Origin of the sequence: Pseudoalteromonas luteoviolacea H33-S (assembly GCF_001625695.1) — a bacterium.
GTDB lineage: Bacteria > Pseudomonadota > Gammaproteobacteria > Enterobacterales > Alteromonadaceae > Pseudoalteromonas > Pseudoalteromonas luteoviolacea_B.
This window is the reverse complement of record NZ_AUXY01000096.1, coordinates 52616-77934: the sequence shown is the minus strand read 5'-3', so window position 1 is coordinate 77934 and position 25319 is coordinate 52616. Positions and strand designations below refer to the sequence as shown.

The following is a 25319-nucleotide window of genomic DNA, read 5'->3' as shown; positions in this document are numbered from 1 at the left end:
GTGTAGCACCCGCTCAAAGAGCAAAATAAATAGGACAAGCTTATTTTTGAGTTGTACCCATACTAAAATAAAACCCAGCAATTTAAAACCAAAATTTTTTCATTTTAAAAACAAAAAATACACATTTATATCTGAGGGTCAAAAAATACTTCTATAGGTTCGGCCCGCCCTTTAAGACTCACTTCCGCTGCTTTTTGTAAATCTTGTTGCTGAGACTGCTCCACACTGACCTTACTGATGAGTAAAGCCTTCTTTAATTCTTTTGTTTTACTTTCTATTCTGGCGGCAACGTTAACGGTGTCTCCAATCACGGTGTAATCCATACAACTCACGCTGCCGACGTTGCCTGCGATAGCATCTCCACTGTGTATTCCTATCCCTATTTCTAAACTAGGTAGCCCCTCTTTGATAAACTCTTTATTGAGGGTTTCCAGTGCATCTAACATTTCTTTGGCGGCATTAATTGCATTACTGGCACTATTTCCTTCACCTTGAGGTGTACCAAACACCGCCATAATGGCATCACCAATAAATTTATCTATCATGCCATCATACTTAAACACAATTGCACTCATCGCTGAAAAGTATCGATTCAATAGGCCAGTGATCACTTCTGGTTCATGTGTTTCGCACATGCTAGTAAAGCGCCGAATATCAGCCATTAATACCGTCACATTGCGCCGCTCTCCACCTGGTTCTATATCAACTTTGCCAGTTTCAACTGCACTCACTAATTTTTTTGGTAAATAACGAAGTAGCCTTTCCCTGTGTCTAAGTCTAGTATAAGTGTTTGTGATATAACTAGAAATTGACCATGCCAACAAGCCCGAAAATAGAATAATTATCTGCTCATGCATCTCAATCGCTCTGGCTGTATCACTGTGCTCTAGGATCACTGTCCCCGTTGCCAAGCAACATAAGGTGGAATAGTAAATTATTAACTTACCTTGACGGAACGCACTCATCACATTGAACAAGATAAGTGCGCTTATCAGCATCAATTCAAACTCCGTATTATGCATATCGTGTAAAAAGTGGCCAATCTCCGAAAGAAACTCCATTTCAAGGGTGATCAGCAAAATAATAAGATAATCAAATAAGATAGAAATATACTTTAACCACGGTTTGTAGCCTTCACTTTTTGCCCACCGAGCGACACAAAAACACCAAACCGCAGTCAGTGCCATAGTGCCCAGATCGACGACTATTAACGTCCAATCTATGCCTCTATTTAGCAAACCTATCAAAAGCTCCAATAAAAAGAGTGACATTAACCCAACAAATCGGATCTGATTAATGTGGTACTCCATTTCCATTTCTCTTTGCTGATAGCAATCAGTCAGTAGTGCATCAAAAGACTCATCAATATCCTTTAGCCATTTCATAAATATCTGCCATCACTAATTACACTGTTTCAAGCACTGTCTCAGTGCCCAACTTTAACTAAGTGTAGCTGGCTTTTTCTTGTTACATGCGTAATCAAAAACTTACTTCTAGCCTAAATCATTCACAAACCTCATCGACTAGGCTACTATTGCAACCTTAACAATGGAGTGACGACCACCAATCATGCAGTATTTTCTAGACTTCGAATTCGACCCAACGCAAAAGCGCCTATTCAAAAATAGTCATGAGATCCCCTTAACCCCCACTCAAAGTAGGTTGCTTGCGTTGTTAATCGAATCGCGTCAAGAGGTACTCAGTAAAGAAGATATATTGGATCATGTTTGGCAAGGTCGAGTCGTTTCTGAACAGGTCGTATTTCAAAATATCAGTCAGCTTAGGGCGATGATTTCTGATGCCGCTATAAAAACGTTTCCAAAGCGTGGCTATCAATGGCAGCTAAAAGTAACCTCGCAGGCTAAAACCAGTAATGTAGAGGTTACATCGCAGTCAACTAAACACAACTACTCGCAAAGGTTTATCCTCTCGTGTGTATTCACCGCTTTATTCGTTATAGGCCTTGTCAGCAGCTATTGGCTATGGTCACATCAAGATAACAACCTGGATGTTCAAACAAATACACATCAACACATTTTATTAGTTCCTTTTTCGCCTAGATTTGAAGGGCATTTAACTTCCCAAACAAATCAACTCAATGACACCTTATCTGCCAGCTACGCAGTTCTCGGTGAACAACACAGTTCGGCACAAGCCCTATTCAACTCTCCCTACATAGAGCACCAAAAGCTATTGGGAGCAACATCAAATAAGCTTTTATTGAGCGGGTTTATCTACTCAAAAGAGGTGTCTAACACACCTATGTACTTACTTGAGTATCGTTTACAAAGCCACCTCAGGCACTGGCAAGGCTATATTTACGCCCCCAGCGTCAGCGAACTTAAAGATCAGCTGCAATCTAAGATTGATGGGTTACTTAAATCCGATTATTTTCAAGTTCACTCTGATACTTTCACGACAGCAGAGCTTGAAAAGCTATACAGCCAATCACCTGATAATTTGGATATATTGAAACATTTAGTCGAACGCCTGCTTGATGAATACAACCACAATGTTGCGAGCGCGCATATTGAGCAAATGATAAGTCTCAGCGAACAACAAAATCATCCGCTGTACAAAGCATATAGCCAATGGCTTAAAGGCCAATTACTAATGGCGTTAAATCAATATGCTCAATCTAAACAGCACTTGGAACGCGCCAGTGCACTCATGGATGACGCGAACTTTAACGCCTTAAATAGTGAGATCAGTAAATCACTGTCTGATGTGGTTGCACACGAGCAAGACTTTACATTGATACAAAAGCACTTGTATAAATCAGCTAGTCAAGCTCGACTAGCCAATCGCCCAGTACAAGAGATCAGGGCCTACACACTTTTATCAATCAAAGCGTTTAAACTCAAATTAGAAAAAGAACAGTACGACTATCTTTATCAAGCAAAAACCTTGTTAGCCGACCACCAGCTTGATGGTAGTCATTACATGCTCATATTCTATCACTTCGCACTATTTGCAAAAGAGCTAGAGCAAAAGCAACATTATTACTTAAAAGTATTAGAGCAGCCCATCACGCCTGAAAACTACTGGGTTTACTTCTCCGTCAGTGAACAGCTAGCTAACCTCTACCTTGAACAAAACGAGTCGGATTTGGCAATAAAACTAGCTGAAAATATTGATGAACCCGCTAGAAGGGATATGTTATTCGCACAGATTTATCACCAAATGGGACAAATTGATGTTGCCAAGCAGCACGCTCAATCAAGCTTTAATATCGCAAGAATGCAGCACATAGACTGGGTTGGACTAGCAATGGCGGTTAAGTTATTGGAGCTAAACGCCCAACTTAATGAGGATACAGATTCTCTGATTTATCGCCACTATATTAGAGATACCGCCTCACCAAGGTGGCAACAAGCGCGGCGAGATAAACTCATAAAATTAGGGGTTATCAATAACCCCTATGAGCAAGATAAAAGTAGAATTTAGCCGCCTAACGCATCGCGATATCGAACCAATTCACTGCGAAGATGGCCGTCTCTCCTTGGATGGTTAGAGTCTGTTGTCCTTGTTCAAATTTTACTTTGATATCTTTGATGGTACGCCAGCCACGCTCGCCTGATAGCACAGAGGTTGTGATCGGATCCCCATTGAGCATCAAGGTATAATTTTGTGTCGGTCCAGAGTGAAACAAGCGAATTGTCATCAAATAGTCCCCTGCTGTTTGTGCCTCGAGGATGTAACTTGCCTTACTTGTGCCAATAGAGCCGATGATTTTATCGCCTTCTGGCTCAAAGCTAGAGTTCACAACCGTTGCCCCTGGCGCAAAGTTAAATGCTTCCCCTTCAATGCGCGAGGGAATAACATGAGGCTGCTTAGAAGCGCTGTCAAAAAAAGGACTTGGTAAGCTCTTCGCGCTGCCATTTAACGCAACAACAGAGTACCTGCCATTGTGCGAAAGCGCTGTATCATCAATAAAGCTTGTCTGCTTATGGCTCAGTTTTACCAATGTGACACTCTGGTTGGTTAGCGGGTCTTGCCTAACTATCTCGTACCCTGTTACACCAGATTTTTGCTCTGCTTGCCAAGTAATTTTCACTTTATCTTTGCTAAGGCGACTCAGCTTCACATCATTCAACTGTTTTGGATAATGTGGGTTTTCCTTCTTGTGTTTATTTCTGGCATTTTTTTGCGCTTTATTTAATTGCTTAACAAACCAAGGGGTACCTTCGGTCGCCTCTAACGCTTTGCCATTCGTATCTTTTACTAATCGGAAGCCTTCCAGCGCCGCGAAAAAGTCCTCATACATCATCATTCGTCGGCTCGATCCAAATGCTGGCCAGTGCCAACTGCCGCCACGAGCGACAAAAGTCTCACAGTCTTTTTTAGTTACCGCACTACCATCAACAGGTGCCCCCTCATAGCTGTCTTGATAACAGTCGGCTAATCGCTCAACCACATTACCTTCCATATCATGTAAGCCAAACCCATTGGGTTTATACAGGCCAACCGTTGAGATCATCACTTCATTGTCATTACACGCATTGATCGCGTCTTGAGCATAGGGCGCGTCATACAACTTCCCAGACAAGGAGTAAGCGTGTATGTCAGCAATATTTGCATATCGGCATGCATCGACTGAGCGGTTTTCATCACCAAAAAAGTACTTTGACTTGGTTCCAGCTCTTACTGCATATTCCCACTCGGCTTCTGTCGGTAATCGATATTGATCGCCTGACGCCTTTGATAACCACTTTGCATAGTTGATTGCATCAATACGAGACACACAAACCACAGGGTGAAATTCACTGAGGACATAAATATTATCATCCCATGTCCCATCGCGTTCACCGCTACCAAACCACTGAGGGCCAATACGGTGGACACAGCCTTTGGTAGATTCATAGCCGGTCGCCTCTATAAACTTTCGATATTCGGCTACGGTCACTTCATATTTCCCCATTTGGAATGCAGGTACAGTGACTTTACGAATAGGTAACTCATCCTGTCTTCCCTCTGTACTACCCATGGTAAAAGTGCCTTTGGGAATACTCACCATGGGCGGTTCAATATAAGTCGTTTGCTTACTTTGTACAGGCAGTATTGTGGCTAACGACACCAGCGTAGCAGCACTAAAAACGAACAGATGTGATCTCATAATTGCTCCTTAGAAAAAGTTCTAAGCCACTATGAAGCAACAGCATTTATCACGTCTTAAAACTTATCTATTAAATATAAAAATAGAGTTCTGATAGGTTTAGTCTATTGAAAAATATGTATATATTTTAAAAAGTAGGAAGTTGATAATAGATTAAAAGTCGCTGGTAAAAACGATGAATGTGTGGCACGTCAAAACATCCCACACATCTTTTTGAGTGATTTTGCTTATTTGTTATTTATGCTGCACACCAAATCTATACAGATCAGCCGCGAGGTTATCCAAATAAGGCTGGATAATTTCTTTGCCGCGTATAAAGTCCTCACCATTTGTCAGCATGATGACGCCTGTTTTTGTCAGCGCGTTATAAATCATTAACGCATTCGTGCCCGGATCACCACCATTGTGGCCAAAGAACGCCCCGTCCCAATACCAAAAAACGCCCTGTTGATAAGGTATGTTAAACACATCACTTTGAGCACCAATTAACTGTTTTACACTCTCAGCATTTAAAATCTGAGTACCTTGATAACTGCCTTGATTTGCTATAGCAGCCAACAATTTACTTAAATCATGACTACTAATATTTAGTTCACCATCATATAAAGTGGCGTAGCCATACTCAGGCAGAGCGTGCGCAGTTCCAGCTTCATCTATGTTGTATTGCAATGCTTTTGGGTTATCCGCTGATAACTTAGTGTGATCCCACTGAGTGTTGTTCATGCCCAGAGGCTCAAAAATAGACTCGCTCATATACTCAGCTAAATTCAATGCCGCTTTTTTCTCCACCGCATGGGCAGCAAGCGCAGTCCCCATATTAGAGTATGACATGACTTCACCAGCTTGACCGTACGCACCATCAAGGTAAACACCACTGCCTACATAGCGGCCTTGCTCTGAGAAATAGTCTTGCGCTAACAACTGCTCTAAACTCGTCGTTACCGGAATCTCCTCCTCGCAAAACGATAGCCCAAACATAGTTGCTAATGGAAGTTGGTCTTCATACTTATAGTAAGTACAGAAAATCCTATCGCTGTCTTTTATACCTGATGTATGGGTCACCAAATGACGTAGCGTCATGGTAGACGACGGACTTTGCGGGTTATTGGGATCAAACGACAGATTCACCTCTGTCAATTTATCATCTAAGCTCAGTGTCCCCTCTTCGACTAATTGCATAATAGCCACCCCAGTCACCGCTTTGCTGATGGACGCAACGTTATAAGGCGTATTCACCGTTGCAGGTATGTTCTGCTCTAAATTAGCAAAACCTTCCGCATGCTCAAAAACAATTTTATCGTTTTTGATAACCGCCACCGAAACACTTGGCAAACTGGTTTTGGTGACGACTTCACGAACGGCTTGCTGCAGTTTATCGGCCGATTTGGCATGTGAGCTTACGACATTGTGCTGCTGCATTACATACTCAATGGGGGTGTCTGTCATATATTTGTGGTCAACGGTTGCGTAAGCATAAGTTTCAACATCCGGCGTAATGCCTACACCTTCAACTACTTCACCCGCTTGATTTTTATATACCTCATGGCTTAACGTCAGCTCCCATCCATTTGGTAATTGATGCGTTAACGTGTCAGAAACACTGCCATTGGTCGCTTCACCAATTAATTGACTGTGCGGCAAGGACTGCAATGCCATCGCAAGTACTTCGCCACCACTGCCGGTATGCTCACCGATCAACACATAAATTTGCTTGGTGAAGTTCAACTCGGTATTTGAGGTCACATCCAGATCGATCACTTCCCCTTTAAACGCTTGATTTTTTATCTGCTTAGTACCAAACGTGTAGTCTGAATCAGTGAAGTAGCCAGCTATTTTTTGCGACACCTTATCAAAACCGCCTGGGTTATATCTTAAATCGATGATAATTGAATCAGCATCACGCAATTGCTCAAGCGTGTGTGTCATGATCAAATCCGTATTGTCTAAGTCTTGCTCCACCCGAGATAAGATATTGTCTGCTACATTATCCAAAATCATCCCTGAGACTCTATCAATACGGATATAGCCAAGCTCTGGGGAAATATGGCCAAAGCGAATAGCATCCGTTCCTTCAAAGCTATGTAACTGACCGTCCGACATTAAGTGCTTTAAGACGCTCAGCTCTTTGGCTTGTAACTGTGCCAAAGTATCATTGATATCACCATCACCATTTAATATCCCCTCTTTGATCCAGCTATCAATTTTACTGCCATCAGCTTGCTCTCCTTGAGGCCCTTCGAGGCTAAGATGTCCATCGCCAAATTCGGTGAAAATTTCATCCATTATTATCATAAATTCAGCATGGGAAGTGGATGCTGTTACCTTTGGCTTATAAGTATCGTAAACCGCTGGCCAATTAATATCCCGTAATTCAAAAAAGCCGTAATACTCATCGAGCGACAGCCATACATAATCAAAAATTTCTGGCAGTGTCATATCCGTTGTCAGGTTACCCGCGCCACACTGTGAAGGCAGCGCGTCGAGTTTGACAAGCTCAATCTTGGAAGACGCAGGGCTGTTAAAGGTCAATCTATCTTTTTCGTCATTCAGTGATAAGTACTCAGCAAGTGGCTCGGTAAATTGGGCACTTTCTTCATCTGCTTTAATACATGTATTGCTATTAAAGTTGTATGTCACCAGGCCATTTGAGGATAAATCCCAAACCTCCCCCGACCCTTTGATTTCCCATAGCCCGTTAAAGCTTTCAATCGTCGCGGGCTCTTCTGGTGCAATGACAATCACATCATTATCTTTATCGCATCCTGACAGCAGGATGGCCGTGGTTATAATACTCAGCGTTAATCGTTTCACATTTTATCCTTAAGGGTAATTAATAACGCATACAGCATATGAAACATGTATCTAAAAAAGTGTTTTTATCTAGGGTGATGATGTAGAGGGAAGTTAAAAAACACGCACACATTTATACGATTTTTGATAATTTAAAATTGCGTAGATATCGAGGGTAACTGTCTATTCACCGCAATTGTATTGGCGCCTCAATAAATTGACGATATTTTAGCCAAACAATCTTTAAGGAGAAATGATGAGACAGACGATAGCACTTATTGCGCTTTGCTTTGCATTTAAAAGCGCCGCAAGTACCGATATTACATTGACTTCTAGCGATGGTTTCACCATCCATGGGAGCTATTTTAGTGGCAAAGAAGACAGCAATAAAGCCCTGCTTATGCTGCACCAATGTAACTTTAATCGCTCCATGTACAACGACATTGGAAACCAATTATCCCAACAAGGGATCCATGCTTTAAGTATCGATTTCAGAGGCTACGGCGACAGTAAAAATAATCAATTTGATGTAAGCAGCATAAGAAAGCTCTCTGGTCAGTCGCGCACTGATGCATGGAGAGATATGGTAAAGTATTGGCCACAAGACGTACAATTAGCCTATGAGTATTTAAGACGTAAAGTATCAAACACTGGTCAGATTGGCGTTATCGGCGCAAGCTGCGGCGGTACACAGGCCATCACCCTTGCAAATAACAGCAACATTGATGCTATTGGCTTTTTTTCATCTGCCCAAACCTATGACAATATTCAGAAATATGTAGCAAACTTATCTAGCAAACCAACCTTGATCATCGCAGCAGACGACGATGGTAGGACTTATACCAGCGCCAACATCCTGTTCAAAGAAGCAAAACACGCCAATAGTAAACTGCTCACTTATAAGGGCAAGTTGCACGGCTACCCATTATTAGAGCACGATAAGAACTTAAACAACGCTATCAGTCATTGGTTTGGACAGCAGCTCAAAAAATAAGCTAGGCATTTAATCCTTGCAATGTAGGTCTTCTATAATGAGCTAAACCTAGCTTTTTACAGGTCAAAAATGGACAAAGTAATCATTGTTTTAGGACATAAAAATGATAATCAAGGGCACTTATCACCGCTTTCAATTGCAAGATGTGAGCTTGCCCTTGAGCTATTTAAATCACAGCAAAATTCAAGATTAATTTGTACGGGTAGTTTTGGCGCAAACTTCAACCAAGCTGCAATTGCGCACGCACATATCAACCAACAATATTTAATCAATAATGGAATTAAAGCAGCGCACTTTTTACCAAGCGCTTTAAGTCGCTTCACAATTGAAGATGCAACGCTCACCTATCCGATACTCAAACAGCCCAACGCGCCGCAAGTCGACATAATCAGTTCAGATTTTCATATCCCGAGAGTTCAGCTCATTTTTGACAAAGTCATGCCCTCAATGAAAAAAAATTACTTATCTGCACCTAGTCCAATTTCAAGTCAGGCACTACGACAACTAGAAAAGCACGAAGTATTCGCAAAAAAAAGAGACTTAGCAACGCTCACCAAAGAAGCAAACGAATACTGAACAGGCGAAGATAAAAACCATCACCCTGCAAAATGCACATTAAAATTATAAATAAATTTATATGCACTCTTACTCGCTTATAAACAAAGCTAATTTACCAATCAATTTATTAGTAGATACTAACCACAAAAAAACTTAAATATATAGGATCAATATCTAAAATAGTAACACCCTCATAGCTTGCGCTATATCAAAAACCTTTACATTGGTACTTTTTTTACTCAACTTTTTATCATAGAGTGCCTGCGATAATAGCTGTACAAACTTTGGACATTTCAAAATGGAGGGAAACCATGTCTAATAAGTTTAAACTTGCTGTACTTACTACATCACTACTTAGCGCTTCTGCATTTGCAAATATCAGTGTTGGAAATGTTGCATTTGACAACCATACCGTGATCCCAAACCCAGGCTCTGCAAATTTTAATATTCATTATTATTTGACCGGCTCTCAGATATTTAACCCAGGCGGACAAGTTGAGTTCTTTTTAACAAAAGATGGCGGTGCAACCGGATATTATGTCGGTAGAGAAGCCCCCGATTTGAACTGCGGCACCAATGGCTGCCGTCCAATTAATGCGCAAAACACTTTTAAAGTGAGCCCATTTAATCTCGACGGCACAACAAAAGAGTATTTGAGTAGCCTGTGTATGCCGACAGACTTTCAAGTGGTCGCAAGGTTTAATAACTCAGTGTCAGTAAGCCATAACTCTGCAACTTTTGGCACCATTGGTCAACCAGACTGGCTATTTCACTCAGGCTCTATGACACCTGCGAATGTTTCTGTCGGTTATGGTGGAAACTTGAAAGTAAACTTTGTGGTTAAAAATGATGGCTGTCCTAATTCTCCTGTATTACCAAAAGTCGGCATATTCTTAGCCGATTTAAATAACAACCCCTTAGTTTATTTTGGTGCTGTGCAGGTTATAAATGATGTAGGCTCACAACACGAGGTACTGCTTCCTTTGAAAAACATCAATTTAGCGAAAGGGACTTATCGTATTATTTTGATGGCAGATGTTGAGCAAAAAGTCCCTGAAACCAATGAAAACAATAACTTTGGTGCGTTTACGTTAATAGTGAATGACCCTGCTACACCAGCTGATATTCCTTATTATCAGAAGAATGCAAACCTAGATAACTCTTATGAACAACTCGGTTATCAACTTGAATCGCTCACCCATAGCATCACCTCAGAGCAAAAGCTTGAAGTGCTAAAAGAGCAGCCTTTGAAGTCAAACTAATTTGCCACATGCGTATCACAAATAACTCAGGGTAACCCCCTGAGTTCATACAAAACAGCCACACAACCATATTTTCGCCGAGCTATTAAAAAATTCTCCTAACCTGTTATTTCTGGAAAAAAGCATCGTTTTTTAAGATGACTCACACAAAAATAGCATCAATAAGGAAGATAAAATGAAAAAAGTATTCGCACTATGCGTTGGCTTATCTGCAATATCTCTGACTACACAAGCTGCTCCGACTCAGTGGCAAGGCTTTTTTAAAGGCCAATGTGAACTACTTGCACCTGGCAAGGGAGCGCTATATGCATTTCCAATGTCACTTGAAGTTGGCAGCCCCGTTGATAACCGTGCTGACTGGGTTGTCACATACGGTGAAGGCGCGCAAGCAAGACCTCGTAACTACACGTTAGTCACGGTTGATGAAGCAAAAGGGCATTTCGAAATTGACGAAAACAACGGCATTATCATCGACCAGTACTTATTCGATAATAAGTTTGTAAGCTTGTTTGAATTTGGTGATACCAAGCTGAACGCAGAGTATGAATTGCACAGTGACGGCTCTTTAGATGTTGAAATCATAAGCTATACAGCAGACAAGATCCGCGAAGAGCAAGTTGGACCTTATCTAGTGTCTAATTATGGTGGTAAACGCATCCAAAAATGTAAGCTGTTTAAGTGGTAACAACGTAGCAATACTTGAAAGGACTCCCTATACCAGTTCTACTCGCCTACTCGGGCAGAACTGGCAAAACCAAGAACTTGCCCGTCGCTTGGTTTTGAAGTGCGATCTGCTTGGTAAGAAAAATAATAATAACGACTTACCAAGCAGTATCCACGCCAAATTAATCTAAAAATTTATATTAAAGGCTATTTTTTACAAATCGATATTGCCCACTCCAAATTAATGCCTGAATCTCGCCTTTATCATTTCGCTCAATATCCACCGTTGCACCGTCGCGCACATCAATTAATGATTTCTCACTCGTCGCTATCAAACGGTTGGTGCGATCTCTTGATGGGTCATATGCCAGTATATATTGTCCATCAAAGGTCAGATCAAATAAATACTGGCTATCTTTATCATAAATATACTTGCCAACCATTTGCTTTAACTGCGCACTTGAGAAGGTATATTTTTCCACTTTTTTAGCGCTAGAAAAGTCCCAGCCAAAATGCTCGCTGATGGCAAGTTGTAACTCCCTCATCACCGGACTGGCAGCATCTCCATTGGTCATAATAATAAATGCATCACCTTTATCAGCATACGCTTTAAATACATTGGTAAAGCCTTTGTTTTTACCGCCATGTTCAAACGCGAGCCCTTGCTGATAATTTTTTAATACTGGTCCAAGCCCCCAGTCGTTGTCATGGAAAACAAGCATGTCTTTAACCAACTTAGGTGTAATGGGGCCAACCGCTTTACCTGCTCGTGCACTTTGTATCGCTTTGACGTACAGCGCTATATCGCTCGGCGTCGTCCACAAACCCGCAGCTGCCTGCTCAGGGTAAACGTGCCAATCTCCTTCAACCTGATTACCGTTTACATCAAATGCCGCACTGGCTTTAGACCATAGGTGCTTAGGCAGCGGCTGTGCAAACGTGCTGTTTGTCATTCCAAGCGGTTTCAAGATCTGCTCAGATGCATAATCAGAAAATGACTGTCCTGTTACATTCTCAACAAGCAAATCTAATACAGTATACCCGCCTCCGGAATATCTAAATCCTTCACCAGGTTGTTTATCGACTACCACTTTACCTGTGTTGCCCTGTCCATTTAACACCCCAATATCGGAGGGCACTTTACTGCCGCGTTGATATCCCGGAAAGCCATGCTGAGTTAAACCCGCGCTGTGAGTTAAAAGCTGACGCACTGTCACTTTGGCTGACTTGGTAAATTCATTGCTTGGCACTTGCCAGCCTTTTAAATACTGATTTACATCCGCATCTAATTTAATTTTTCCTTCATGAACCAGTTTTAAAACAGCCAAAGCCGCAACCGGTTTACTGATAGAACCAGCTTGAAACAAAGTTTCAGTCGTCACTTTACGATTGGTCTTTTTATCCGCTAAACCAAAGCCTTCCGCCCAAACAACTTGACCATTTTTAACCACAGCAACACTCAACCCTGGTAAGTTGTGCTTACGCATTTCTTTTTCTATCGTGCTTGAAACGTATTGCTCACCTTTTACCTGAACCAACGGAAGTAGTTCGAGTTTAATATTTGTGCTTCCCTGTTCGCTTGCAAAGCCTATATTTGGTGCAATAAAAATACCTGCGATCAGTGTAGCGATAACGGTTTTTTTCATTCTTATAATCCTTGTTTAATGATGTTCTATACAATATTAAATTACTACAATTTCATATAGATACTGAATGTGACTCTGATAAGTTTAACGAGGAAAATCGCTGTGCCACTCACTAAATAATACGAATAGTGCTGCCGCCGTTACAACCCAATTTTTTTAGAAAAAGGTAACAACATATATCATATTAATGCACGCCAAAATTGTTCATAGATATTCCTCTTTAATTCAAAAACATGGCGAAAAGCTAACCCTTTTAGCGTAAAAAAACACCGAAAATTAATGAAAAGATATTGTTAAATTAAATGAGCATGCTATAAAAGGGTTAGAGTTTATTGAGGCAATCACAATGAAAATGCGTGTTCTGTTTTTACTTGTAACTTTAGTTTTATCCGCATGTGGCGGCGGTGGTTCCGAGTCAAGTACTCCCACAGCATCTCCACAGCTACCCACCAGTGATGAAAGCACCAACGACGCCAATACAGCAAACAGCAGCTCCCCGCCTTCATCACCGAGCACTGAACCAAATGATGATACAGCTGACCAAAACACCTCTGATGAAATAGCCGATACACAGAATATAAGCACATCACCTGTTGTGGACATTCGCTTACCAGGCGATGTTGTCAGAAAAGGCAGTGTTATCACCATAGACAGTGTCATTGAAGGGTCTACAGAAGGCTTGTCGTTCGCTTGGGCTCAAATTAGCGGCCCGACCGTTACCCTTGCAGGCGCAGACTCTGCAAGTCTGACCGTCACATTACCAAGTGCGAGCTCTATCAATAATGAAAGCTATACCTTTTCACTGACAGTCACTGATAGTACGGGCATGAGTACGTATACAGAAACCAGCATTGAGTCTGTCAATGCAATGACTGAACGACAGGCATCGGCATTAATGCAGCAAGCAACACTTGGCGCAACTTATTCGGAAATCCAGTCAGCTTCTGGCATGAGTGAAAGCGAATGGCTTGACCAGCAAATTGCGTTAACGCCTACCCTACATATGCCTTTACTAGAAAACTACCCAGACAGAGATAACCCAAGCCACATAAACAGAATAGATGCTTGGTGGAAAGCGAGTTTAAATGCACCTGATCAACTCAGGCAAAGAGTGGCATTTGCGCTCAGTGAAATTTTTGTAATTTCAGATGCCAATACAGCGTTACGAGGTGAGCCTGAAGGCATGGTCGCTTACTATGACATGCTATTAAAACATGCATTTGGTAATTTTAGGAGCCTACTAGAGTCAGTCACTTTATCTCCTGCTATGGGCGTATATTTAAGTCACCTAGGGAATGAAAAAGCAAACGCAGAGCTTAACATTCGCCCTGATGAAAACTATGCGCGAGAAGTCATGCAGCTATTCACTATTGGTTTGAATGAACTTAATTTGGATGGCTCTATAAAATTAGATGCTAATGGCAACACCATACCAACCTATTCACAAGCGGAAATAGCCGGCTTTGCTAAAGTCTTCACTGGCTGGACATTTGCTTACTCAGCAAGGTGGGACAGGCCCAGCCGAAACTATACCCTGCCCATGCACGCTTTTGCCGACTATCACTCAATGGAAGAAAAGTCATTGCTCGGTGGTGAAATTATCCCAAAAAACACCGGTCCCCATGAGTCCATGCAACTTGCGCTAGATAACTTATTTGCACACAATAATGTTGCCCCCTTTATCAGTAAGCAACTAATCCAAAGACTTGTAAAATCTAATCCAACGCAAGCATATATTGCTCGAGTGGCGACTATATTTAACGACAATGGTGAAGGTGTAAAAGGCGACCTAGGTGCCGTCATCAAAGCAATTTTACTAGATGAAGAAGCCAGAAAATACACGTCTGTACAGCTATATAGTGGCAAAATTAAAGAGCCGATCCTCGTAAAACTGCACTTATGGCGGGTGTTAAATGCACGCTCGGAGCTAAATCGTTATTATACTTGGAACTTAAATACAGCATATGGTCAAGGGCCGTTACTATCACCCTCTGTATTTAACTTTTTTAGACCTGACCATACGCCCAATGAGCTTCAAACCTTAGGACTCGTTGCACCTGAGCTGCAAATTGCCACCGACTCCAATATGATCTCCACTATCAACGGGCACTATGGTGACTTGGTGTGGCGGATGGCTGAGCGAAAAACAACACTCAACCCCAATACAATCTACATGTACGCCCAAGCAGACATTGAGATGCTGACAAACAATGGATTACCCCCTCTATTGGACTACTACGACCTAGTTTACTTTGCAGGCTCCATGTCGGATACCACACGTACAGCACTCGTAGATCTAGATAGCTATTTTGTGAACAGAGATGCGTCGCTTCGAGTCGCCCAGCTACTGTACATGATTTCATTGTCACCTGACTTTAATTACCAAAACTAGGAGCGCCTGCCATGTCGTATTTTAATCATCAGTCTAGACGCGCTTTTTTATCTATGTGCCTCAAAGGCGGGGCTTCTGTTGCCGCACTCACTAGTTTGCAGTTACAAGCTATCAGTAGCTCTATGAACAACACCGAGCTTACTGATTACAAAGCGCTTGTTTGTATTTTTCTGCACGGTGGGAGTGACTCACTCAATATGCTAGTGCCCTTAAGCGGTGAACAAAGGCTACATTATGAGCAAAGCAGACAAAATCTAGCTATTGCCGATCCGCTGACTTTAAATACACTGACACAATTTGAGGGCGGTGTTGGCTTGCACCCAAGCATGGGCGCCATATCCTCCATTTTTGATGCCGGTCAACTAGGCTTTGTTGGCGGTGTTGGCACACTTATCACCCCAACAACACTTGCTGATTATCAAAACAAAGCAGTGCCTTTACCAAATCATTTGTTTTCACATAACGACCAACAAGCCACATGGATGAATGGACGAGAGAAGGTGTCTTTAAATACGGGTTGGGGCGCGCGGATGCTGGAACGATTAAACCAGCACAACAGTTTTACTAGTAACATCTCCCTTGCCGGAGCAAACCCATGGCAAGCAGGTATCGAAACCACCCCTTATGCACTCAATAAAAGCGGCGTAATGAAAATAAACTCGCTGACAGGTTACCAACCACAAGTCGATCATGTTAAAAGCATCATGGATAGATTATTAAGCACCCAAACAAACTCTCTGCAAGACGCTTATGCCAGCAGACTGTCCAGCTCTATTAGCAACGTGCAGCATATGAACACCTTATTAGAGCAAGCGCCCGTATTAACCACACAATTTAGCGATAACAGTTTATCGGAGCAGTTAGCAGCTGTCGCCAAGTCTCTGAGCATCAGTGGTCAAACAGGTAACAAACGACAAATATTTTTTGTCTCATTAGGTGGCTTTGATACCCATGATGAACAAGTAACGCGGCAACCTGCCCTGCTAGGAACACTTGCAACAGCACTGGCTGAGTTTAATAGCGCACTTACAGAGCTTTCTCTACAAAATAGCGTTACAACTTTTACCATGTCTGATTTTGGTCGGACGTTGACTTCAAATGGAGATGGCACAGATCACGGCTGGGCCAGTAATCAGCTGATTATGGGCGGCGCTGTAAATGGCCAAGACTTACATGGCACCATGCTTTCACAGCAGGTCGGCAGTAATATAGATGTCGGCGGCGGCAGACTTATCCCTCAATTTTCCAATGAACAGTATTTTGCACCCATAGCGAAATGGTTTGGATTAAATGACTCAGAGATTAATGATATTTTTCCAAACTTAAGTAATTTTGATGCGTTTTCTATGAACTTATTTTAGATAAAAAAATAATAGATAAAATAATAAAGGAGGCCTTATTTTAGCCTCCTAAAACGCCAAATAAACAACAAATTAAGTGCTTAATTTAATTTGCGTAATCGCCAGTATAATACAATACTTCTACGCGGCCACTGGACAAGGGGTAATTCCATTCTCTACCACCAGTAAGCATCAAAACAAAGTCAAAAAGCGTAAAAGCAAAGTTTAACCACATGACTATTAAAGTAATATATTTATATATTATAAAAATATAAACTATATCTTTGCGGCCTGCTCAATGACGATAGCATGACGTTTTGCCAAACGCTCATGGTCTTTGTCATAACCTCCACCGATCACGGTGGCTACTGGCACGCCTTTTTGATTGCACGCATTAAGTACAATACGGTCGCGTTTCTCAAGCCCTTGCCAGCTAATATCTAATTTACCTAACGTATCCTCTTGCCAAACATCAACGCCTGCATCATATAGCACAAGATCAGGGTTTAGCTGCTCCAGTAAATCATAGATTGTTGCTTCTACAACTCGTAGGTATTCATGATCACTGACATTAGGGTCTAACCCAATGTCTAAATCACTCTGTTGCTTTCTAAAAGGAAAGTTCTTTTCACAATGTATTGAGCAGGTAAATACAAAAGGGTTGTGTGTGAGCATCGCGGCAGTGCCATCTCCTTGATGCACGTCGCAATCAAAAATAAGTACATTATGAACCCGTTTTTCTTTAATTAATCGCTCTGCAGTGTATGCCAAATCATTCACCATGCAGTACCCAGAACCAAAATCATAATGAGCATGGTGCGTGCCCCCCGCCAAATGACACGCCACGCCGTTTTCAAGTGCAAGCGATGCTGTAAGATAAGTGCCCAGCGGTGCTGTAAATGTTCTCGCCATCAGCTCTTTAGACCAAGGGATCCCTATTCGTCTCATTGCTTTTGGGCAAAGCTCATTATGGTATAAGTCTCGAACATATTGCTCACAATGTACTAGCTCCAAGTCCGAATAGTGCCCAACAGGGCCCTGATACAAGTTTTGACCAATGAGCCCTTGTTGCTCTAGATAACTTTTCAATCTTGCAAATTTACTCACCACAAAACGGTGTTTGGGATCAAAACTGAAAGAATAATTAGGGTGGTAAACTAAAGGTAAGTTCGGGTTATACATGGGGAAATTCTTATGTTACTAATTAAAATACACCGACAGACATGCAGCATGATACGATAAAAATGCTGTAAGCGTTATATTAAGTGCTCAGTAGATAACAAAAGGCAGCAATCGAAGTTAGCATTGCATACCCATACTGTGCCTATTAAATAGTATCGAATACTTAACAGCACTCAAAACTTATTCCAACATAACCCTAATGAGCTCCCAAACAATTAGTCTCAACGAATTTCATCTCCAACACTCATAAAATACGGCTAACTGCCTAGCTCATACAATACCATCACACACATACCCGCGATCACCAGCGCCGCTGCCTTGTTAAGCCAACGCACATACTTATCATTCAAAATATAATGAGACACTTGCTTACCAAATACTGCCCACAACAATAAAGAAACAAAACAAACCAAGGAGTAAATGAGTACAAACGCAAACAATTTGCTGGTTTGGCTAGGCTCAATGAACAAACTATTGCCCGCGATAGCAGCCAACCAAGCTTTTGGATTCAGCCACATCAACATCAAACCAGCCCACCATCCTGAGCGCATCGCTGTTGTTTGGCCTACACTCGGTTCAGATTTAAACAGTTGCAAAGCAAGATACATCATAAAACCACAGCCGATCACTGTAGAACTATATACTAACCACTTATGTTGCTGCACCACCAAACCAAGCCCCAGCCCTGTTGCTAAAAGCAACAGACTAAACCCAATTGTTGCACCTAAAATAAACGGTAATGTGGCTTGGATACCACGATTCATCCCACCTGAAAAAATAATCAAATTCACCGGACCCGGTGTAATAGACATAGAAAATGCATATAAACCCATTGCCAATATCATCAACATTGCTCACTCCATCGCTGTATAAAATTTGAGTGTATACCCCTGTTTTAAATTTGATTAGATGGTATAAATAAATATCACTGTTCTAAAAACTTACTCAATATGATTGACGAACTCAAAAGCATCGCCATTTTTTCAACAGTTGTGGAACAAGGATCTTTTCGCGGTGCGGCGCGCGCACTTAACTTGTCGCCCTCAGTGATCAGCTATCACATTACTTTGCTCGAAACAAAGCTCGATACCGCCTTGCTATACCGCTCGACCAGAAAGCTCTCGTTAACAGAGCAAGGGCAGCAGTTATTCAAAATGAGTACAAACATGTTAAAAACCGTTGAGCAAGGCCTATCTGATATCAGTGCCCAGCAAGATTTGTTATCTGGCAGGATCACCGTCAGTTTGCCGACTGTACTTATACGCTCCCACTATACCCGCGTATTAGCAGAGTTTTGTCAGCAACATCCGAGGTTAGAGGTCAACTTTCACTTTAGCGATGTATATGAGAACTTGATAGAGAAAGGGATCGATATTGCAATTCGCCTTGGCGACCTACCAAATAGCGAATTAAAAAGTAAAAAACTAGGAAATATAAAGCGAAAGCTCACCTGCTCACCTGCTTTTTTGAAAAATAACACGCTCCCAAAAACACCAAAAGATCTTGAAAACGTACCATGGATAAGGCTTGCCAGCTTACCCAATAAGCGCACTATCACACACCCAGAGCTTGGCAAACAGGACATTCATTTTGACTATCAAGTCACAGCCAATTCGGTTGAGGGCATGACACAATTATGTATGGAAGGGCTAGGTATTGCGACACCTGCGGACTTTCTTGTTGAGCAAGCCCTGAGAGATAATAAATTAATTGAGTTACTGCCCGATTGGCAAGTAACCCCTATACCGGCCTATGCTATTTGGCCTAATAACGTCACAAAAAAGAGCGCAACCATGGCCATGGTTGCGCATCTTGCTAAGGCTATAACTTAGAAGAATCCAAGCGGACTTTCGCTATAGCTGACTAGAAGGTTCTTAGTTTGCTGGTAATGATCCAGCGCTTTTTTATGTGTTTCACGGCCGATGCCCGAGCGCTTGTAGCCGCCAAAAGCGGCATGGGCCGGATACATGTGATAGCAATTAGTCCATACCCTGCCCGCTTCTATTTTTCTACCAAAGTGATAAGCACGGTTCATATTGCGGGTCCACACACCCGCTCCTAGGCCAAATTCACTGCTATTAGCCATTGCGAGTACTTCCGCTTCATCTTTGAAAGTGCACAAGGAGATCACTGGACCAAATATCTCTTCTTGAAATACTCGCATAGTATTGTGACCTTTTAACAACGTCGGCTGAATATAATAGCCTTCATGATATTCCGTACTGAGTTTTTCTGGTTCACCACCGAGTAGTACCTCTGCACCTTCTTGTTTACCAATTTCGATGTAGCTTAAAATTTTGTCAAATTGTGCTTGGGACGCCTGTGCGCCTACCATGGTGTCTGTATCCAAAGGATTGCCACGCTTTATCTGCTGTGTGCGCTCTATCACTTTTGCAATGAACTTATCGTAGATATCTTCTTGCACAAACAATCGAGACGGGCATGTACATACTTCACCTTGATTGAAGTAAGCCAATACTGCCCCTTCGACACATTTACTCAGAAATTCATCATCTTTTTCCATTACATCACTGAAGTAAATATTGGGAGACTTGCCGCCAAGCTCTACTGTTGATGGAATGATATTATCCGCCGCACATTTCAAAATATGTGACCCCACTGGCGTTGAGCCGGTAAATGCGATTTTGGCAATGCGGTCGCTGGTCGCCAGTGCTTCTCCGGCTTCTTTACCAAAGCCATTTACCACGTTAACAACACCCGCAGGGAGCAGATCTTCTATCAGTTCCATCAATAATAAAATCGAGACAGGTGTCTGCTCAGCGGGTTTTAATACTACGCAATTGCCCGCAGCAAGCGCCGGCGCAAGCTTCCAAGCAGCCATAAGCAATGGAAAATTCCATGGAATAATTTGTCCAACAACCCCTAACGGTTCGTGGAAATGATACGCCACAGTATGCTCGTCAATTTCACCAATGCTGCCTTCTTGCGCACGGATACACCCTGCAAAATAACGGAAGTGGTCCGCAGCCAATGGTACATCTGCCGCTAAAGTTTCACGCACAGCTTTACCGTTGTCCCACGTTTCGGCCACGGCGAGGTATTCAAGATTGGCTTCTATACGATCGGCGATTTTAAGCAAAATATTACTGCGCTCTGTCACTGACGTTGTGCCCCAAGACTCTTTAGCACTATGTGCCGCATCCAAAGCCAATTCAATGTCTTTTTGCCCAGATCTGGCGACCTGACAAAAAACAGCACCATTGACTGGGCTGATATTATCAAAATACAGCCCCTCTACAGGTTGGGTCCATTTTCCGCCAATATAGTTATCATAAACAGGTTTAAAATTAACGATTGCATCTGATGTATTTGGATTTGCATAAATCATAAATGCCTCTTCAACTTAGTTGTTATGTGACTGCGACACTCTCTCAATGAGGAGGCCACTTGTTGTTATTCTGTTGACATTAATTTAAAGGCGGATTAAAAACTTAACTCTGCGTATAAAATGTTTGCGCTTGAGTCCAAACAAGGAATAAAAATGCTAGAACAACTTCATAAAAAAAGGCAAAAAGTCAATTCACTGGTTGAGAATCGCGTTCATTTTGCAGGCGATGACGTCGAGCTCAGTATTTATGATACCTATGAAAATGCAGAACATATTCGATTGTTTTCTAACAATGTGCTGTTTTGCGGCATGCTCACAGGAAAAAAGGTCATGCATGTAGAAAGCTGTGACTATCATCATGCATTTTTACCCAATGAAAGCTTCGTATTGGCGCCGGAACAAGCAGTGCATATCGACTTTCCCACCGCTTGTATAAATCAGCCAACGACTTGCTTGGCCATTGATATTAGTAAAGACAAAATAGCCTCTGTCGCAGAGCAACTAAACCAACTTGAGAAGTGCTCTGACCCCCAGTTTAATTACATGCCAGAGCTTGTTCATAACGAGCACAACTCGCAGACACAGCAACTGCTTATGCGCTTAATGCATTTATTTTGCGAAAATACGCCACAAAGAGACTTTTATATCGACCTTGCGTTAAACGAGTTAGTTGCTCGTTTACTGCAACAGCAAAGCCGCGACCTCTTGTTTAAACAAGTCGCAAAGTATGAGTTAACAACGGGGATCCATGCGGCGGTTGAATATATGCAAAGAAATCTGGATGAACAGCTCGACGTCGATGAATTATGCAAAATAGCCTGCATGAGCCGAAGTAAATTTTTTGACCAGTTCAAAAAACGCATTGGTACGACCCCGCAAAATTGGTTAAATGGCCAACGAATGATGTCAGCACGCAAGCGCTTAGAGCGCGGTGAAAGCGTAACCAGCATTGCTTTCACCTTAGGGTTTAATCACCCAAGTCAATTAAGTCGAGGGTTTAAGAAAACCTTTAAGCAGACACCAAAACAATATCAAACTCAATTTCTTCAAACGAAAACAGATTAACTCTCATAGGGGTATTGCTTGTGATATTGGCCTTTGAGTGTCATGCCTAAGTATTCAAATGTTTTTTGCAGCATCTCAGTAAAAGGCTGCGGCGCAGCTTCGTGAATAGACGTGGATAATATTGAAAACTGTTTGCTTCTAAGCTCACGTAACTCAGGCTTGAGCTGTTCATCATCCATAAATTCTGTGATCCTATCAATAAATGCCTTCATTCTCGGTGTTACCGCATACCAATAGACGGGCGAGGCAAAAACCACATGGTCAAACTGTAAAATGCGCCTAAATACACTGCGAAAGTCATCATCTTTATTTTTGTGATCATAACTATAATCGTGGATCACATAGTCATCCAAAAATAGTGTTTGCGCATCAAACTCCGTAGCTAACTCTCCAACCGCATTGCCGGTATTGCCCATTTTTTCAGCGCTCGAATAAACAATGATTGTGTTCAAAATGATTCTCCTTTTGTGAATTTGTTGATAGGCTAAAACCTCAACCTAACCTTAGGTAAAGCGTTATTTTAAAAAAGGGGCAAAAATGACAATAACAGCAACCCGAGACGAGCCGCGCTTAAGTGTAGGGCAAGTAGCAAAACGCGCAGATGTGGCAGTCTCAGCGCTACATTTTTATGAGACCAAAGGCTTAATACGAAGCTGGCGCAACGCAGGTAACCAAAGAAGATATAAAAAAGATGTACTGCGGCGTATTGCGGTCATTAAAGCTGCGCAAAAAATGGGCATTTCACTGTTAGAGATCCAAGAAACCTTGTCTAAACTGCCAGAAAGCCGCACACCAACCAAGGAAGATTGGGCCAGTATGTCACGATTTTGGCAAGCCAAACTTGATGAAAAAATAGCTTATATGACACGCGTTCGCGACATGGTGGACGGATGCATAGGCTGTGGCTGCTTATCTATGAAGTCTTGTCCTATATACAACCCAGATGACATTGTGGCAAAAGAGTGTAACGGTGCAGTGATCTTAGATCAGCCAGAACGAGCGCGCGCTGCGAAAAATTGATATGATAAAGAAAATTAAAATAGGAACAAGCGAATGAAAAAAACAGCGCTCACAATGGCTGTTGCAGCGGCTCTGGCTCTAGTTGGCTGCACAACAACAAGTACTCCTTCACAGTCTACAACACCTGTTGTTGTACAAGCATCACAAAATCAAGCATTTACTGATTTTTCAGCACAGCTTATCGAAGACATGTGGCGCCAGTACCCAGAGCATTCTTTATATGTCGGGTATGGCAAGTATGATCATATTATGACCATCCCTAATGCAGAATCACGCGCAAGCAGTGTTGCTTTCTCAAAAGCGAAATTAAGTGAACTGCGTGGTTTTGATCTAAATAGTTTGAGTGACAATCAAAAATCAGACTATTACTTAATTGAAAACAGCCTTAAGAGAAGAATTTGGGAAGTTGAAAAGTTTCAAGATTGGCAATGGAACCCGTCTAATTACAATATCTCCTATGGTTTCGCAACCATTTTAAATAGTCGCTTTAAATCAGACGCAGAAAAATACAAAACAGTATTAGAGCGCTTGAAGTATGTTCCAGATTTTTATCAAGCGGCAAAAAACAACATAGATACGCCTACGCTTGAGTACACTCAACTCGCTATCGCGCAAAACCAAGGCGCATTTGCAGTATTAAAAGATGACCTATTAGATAAAGTCGATGCGTCGAGCGCACTTACTGCTGATGAAAAAGCGCTGTTTAAGACCCGTTTTGTCAACGCCAAAACTGCGATTAATGGTTACATCGACTTTCTGACTCAATTAGAAAAAGAGTTAACTGCCAATGGTAATGCACGCAGCTTCAGAATTGGTGAAGAGCTGTACGAGGAGAAGTTTGCCTTTGACATTCAATCTGGTTACACAGCTAAAACCATGTACGAGAAAGCGCTTGCTGACAAAGCACGCGTCACACAAGAGATGGTAAAGCTAACCGACCAATTGTGGCCAAAATACTTCCCAAATAAAGCACGACCTTCAGATGACGCGCAAGCCATTGCTGAGCTTATTAAGCATTTATCAGTAAAGCATGTGCCAAAAGAGCAGTTTGTTGATGAGATTAAGCGTCAGATCCCGCTGCTTGAAAAGTTTGTTATGGAAAAAGACTTAATCTCACTTGACCCTGAAAAGCCGTTAGTTGTGCGTGAAACACCTGAGTTTATGCGTGGTTTCGCGATGGCATCTATTTCAGCACCAGGTCCATACGACGCAAAAGAAAACACCTATTACAATGTGGAGCCGCTTGAGCTGAGAACAGAAGAACAAGCTAGCTCTATTTTACGCGAGTATAACCACTGGATCTTGCAAATCCTCAACATCCACGAAGCAGTACCAGGCCACTATACTCAGCTTGTTTATGCCAATAAGTCACCATCACTAATTAAAACAATTTTAAGAAATGGTGCCATGATTGAAGGCTGGGCTGTGTATACAGAACGCATGATGCTTGAAGAAGGCTATGGTAATCATGAGCCTGAAATGTGGTTGATGTACTACAAGTGGAACTTACGCGTTATTTGTAACACCATTTTAGACTATGCGATTCAGGTTAAAGGGATCAGCCGTGATGAAGGTCTTGACCTACTGATGAATGGTGCTTTCCAAGAACGTGCTGAAGCGGAAGGTAAGTGGCGCAGAGCGACTCTAAGTCAAGTTCAATTAACGAGCTACTACAGTGGCTACCGTGAAATTTACGATTTACGTGAAAAGCAAAAAGAAAAGCTTGGTAAAGACTTTGACTTAAAAGCGTTCCATGAAGAGTTTTTAAGCTATGGTAGCGCACCGGTTAAGTACATTAGCCAACTAATGCAGTAACCGTCACGCATAAAAAAGCCCCAATTCGGGGCTTTAGTTAAGTGAATAAGTCTTAACTTGATCTGCCAGATTAGAATAATAAAATTCAATCAAATCTTACCGTCTCATATGTGCCAAAATCGGACAG

The 25319-nt window shown here is 41.9% G+C and carries 19 protein-coding genes; 11 read left to right on the top strand and 8 right to left on the bottom strand.

The genetic code is table 11. The annotated features are described in order from the left end of the window. Positions 1 to 125 precede the first annotated feature (125 nt). Complete coding sequence (locus N477_RS19310) at positions 126 to 1385, bottom strand: adenylate/guanylate cyclase domain-containing protein (protein WP_063362738.1); 1260 nt, start codon at positions 1383 to 1385, stop codon at positions 126 to 128. A gap of 184 nt (positions 1386 to 1569) precedes the next feature. On the opposite strand from N477_RS19310, the gene N477_RS19305 reads away from it, so the two are divergent. Then, positions 1570 to 3447, top strand: coding sequence for a winged helix-turn-helix domain-containing protein (locus N477_RS19305; RefSeq protein ID WP_063362737.1), 1878 nt, complete (start codon positions 1570 to 1572; stop codon positions 3445 to 3447). 4 nt (positions 3448 to 3451) lie between these two features. Here the strand turns inward: N477_RS19305 and N477_RS19300 are convergent, their stop codons facing one another. Both N477_RS19300 and N477_RS19295 read right to left on the bottom strand, forming a co-directional pair. Further along, positions 3452 to 5116, bottom strand: coding sequence for an SUMF1/EgtB/PvdO family nonheme iron enzyme (locus tag N477_RS19300; RefSeq protein ID WP_063362736.1), 1665 nt, complete (start codon positions 5114 to 5116; stop codon positions 3452 to 3454). A 234-nt stretch (positions 5117 to 5350) separates the two neighbouring features. Beyond that, the gene (locus tag N477_RS19295; RefSeq protein ID WP_063362735.1) at positions 5351 to 7927 is read right to left on the bottom strand and encodes a serine hydrolase; all 2577 of its coding nucleotides are present in this window, start codon (positions 7925 to 7927) and stop codon (positions 5351 to 5353) included. A 235-nt stretch (positions 7928 to 8162) separates the two neighbouring features. Between N477_RS19295 and N477_RS19290 the strand changes: the two genes are divergently transcribed. From N477_RS19290 to N477_RS19275, 4 genes are all read left to right on the top strand, one after another. Beyond that, positions 8163 to 8900, top strand: coding sequence for an alpha/beta hydrolase (locus N477_RS19290; RefSeq protein WP_231098125.1), 738 nt, complete (start codon positions 8163 to 8165; stop codon positions 8898 to 8900). Between the two features lie 69 nt (positions 8901 to 8969). Further along, positions 8970 to 9476 carry a YdcF family protein gene (locus N477_RS19285; protein ID WP_063362733.1) on the top strand — a complete coding sequence of 169 codons (507 nt, stop codon included), beginning with the start codon at positions 8970 to 8972 and terminating at the stop codon, positions 9474 to 9476. A gap of 293 nt (positions 9477 to 9769) precedes the next feature. Further along, positions 9770 to 10720: a hypothetical protein gene (locus N477_RS19280; RefSeq protein ID WP_063362732.1), complete on the top strand. Its 951-nt coding sequence runs from the start codon at positions 9770 to 9772 to the stop codon at positions 10718 to 10720. 175 nt (positions 10721 to 10895) lie between these two features. Continuing rightward, a complete protein-coding gene (locus N477_RS19275; protein WP_155731960.1) occupies positions 10896 to 11405 on the top strand; it encodes a hypothetical protein in 510 nt (169 codons plus the stop codon). A 178-nt stretch (positions 11406 to 11583) separates the two neighbouring features. Here the strand turns inward: N477_RS19275 and N477_RS19270 are convergent, their stop codons facing one another. Further along, positions 11584 to 13029, bottom strand: coding sequence for a serine hydrolase domain-containing protein (locus N477_RS19270; protein ID WP_063362730.1), 1446 nt, complete (start codon positions 13027 to 13029; stop codon positions 11584 to 11586). 346 nt (positions 13030 to 13375) lie between these two features. Between N477_RS19270 and N477_RS19265 the strand changes: the two genes are divergently transcribed. Both N477_RS19265 and N477_RS19260 read left to right on the top strand, forming a co-directional pair. Beyond that, positions 13376 to 15421, top strand: coding sequence for a DUF1800 domain-containing protein (locus N477_RS19265; RefSeq protein WP_063362729.1), 2046 nt, complete (start codon positions 13376 to 13378; stop codon positions 15419 to 15421). 11 nt (positions 15422 to 15432) lie between these two features. Next, on the top strand, positions 15433 to 16782 hold the full coding sequence (locus N477_RS19260; protein ID WP_063362728.1) for a DUF1501 domain-containing protein: 1350 nt from the start codon (positions 15433 to 15435) through the stop codon (positions 16780 to 16782). A 255-nt stretch (positions 16783 to 17037) separates the two neighbouring features. Here N477_RS19260 and N477_RS19255 read toward each other — a convergent pair whose 3' ends face one another. Both N477_RS19255 and N477_RS19250 read right to left on the bottom strand, forming a co-directional pair. Further along, the gene (locus N477_RS19255; RefSeq protein WP_063362727.1) at positions 17038 to 17943 is read right to left on the bottom strand and encodes a histone deacetylase; all 906 of its coding nucleotides are present in this window, start codon (positions 17941 to 17943) and stop codon (positions 17038 to 17040) included. A 257-nt stretch (positions 17944 to 18200) separates the two neighbouring features. Next, a complete protein-coding gene (locus tag N477_RS19250; protein ID WP_063362726.1) occupies positions 18201 to 18794 on the bottom strand; it encodes a LysE family translocator in 594 nt (197 codons plus the stop codon). A gap of 99 nt (positions 18795 to 18893) precedes the next feature. On the opposite strand from N477_RS19250, the gene N477_RS19245 reads away from it, so the two are divergent. Beyond that, a complete protein-coding gene (locus tag N477_RS19245) occupies positions 18894 to 19775 on the top strand; it encodes a LysR family transcriptional regulator (RefSeq protein ID WP_063362725.1) in 882 nt (293 codons plus the stop codon). On the opposite strand, the gene N477_RS19240 is transcribed toward N477_RS19245, so the two are convergent. Next, a complete protein-coding gene (locus tag N477_RS19240) occupies positions 19772 to 21292 on the bottom strand; it encodes an aldehyde dehydrogenase family protein (RefSeq protein WP_063362724.1) in 1521 nt (506 codons plus the stop codon). The two genes, N477_RS19245 and N477_RS19240, sit on opposite strands and share 4 nt — an antisense overlap. Positions 21293 to 21445: 153 nt before the next feature. On the opposite strand from N477_RS19240, the gene N477_RS19235 reads away from it, so the two are divergent. Further along, positions 21446 to 22357, top strand: a complete 912-nt coding sequence (locus tag N477_RS19235; protein ID WP_063362743.1) for a helix-turn-helix domain-containing protein — start codon at positions 21446 to 21448, stop codon at positions 22355 to 22357. On the opposite strand, the gene N477_RS19230 is transcribed toward N477_RS19235, so the two are convergent. Beyond that, on the bottom strand, positions 22354 to 22809 hold the full coding sequence (locus N477_RS19230) for a flavodoxin family protein (RefSeq protein ID WP_063362723.1): 456 nt from the start codon (positions 22807 to 22809) through the stop codon (positions 22354 to 22356). The two genes, N477_RS19235 and N477_RS19230, sit on opposite strands and share 4 nt — an antisense overlap. Before the next feature lie 85 nt (positions 22810 to 22894). Between N477_RS19230 and soxR the strand changes: the two genes are divergently transcribed. Next, positions 22895 to 23377 (top strand): redox-sensitive transcriptional activator SoxR, encoded by a 483-nt coding sequence (gene soxR, locus N477_RS19225; RefSeq protein ID WP_063362722.1) that lies wholly within the window; start codon positions 22895 to 22897, stop codon positions 23375 to 23377. A gap of 33 nt (positions 23378 to 23410) precedes the next feature. Next, the gene (locus N477_RS19220; protein WP_063362721.1) at positions 23411 to 25192 is read left to right on the top strand and encodes a DUF885 domain-containing protein; all 1782 of its coding nucleotides are present in this window, start codon (positions 23411 to 23413) and stop codon (positions 25190 to 25192) included. The last annotated feature ends 127 nt before the right edge of the window (positions 25193 to 25319 follow it).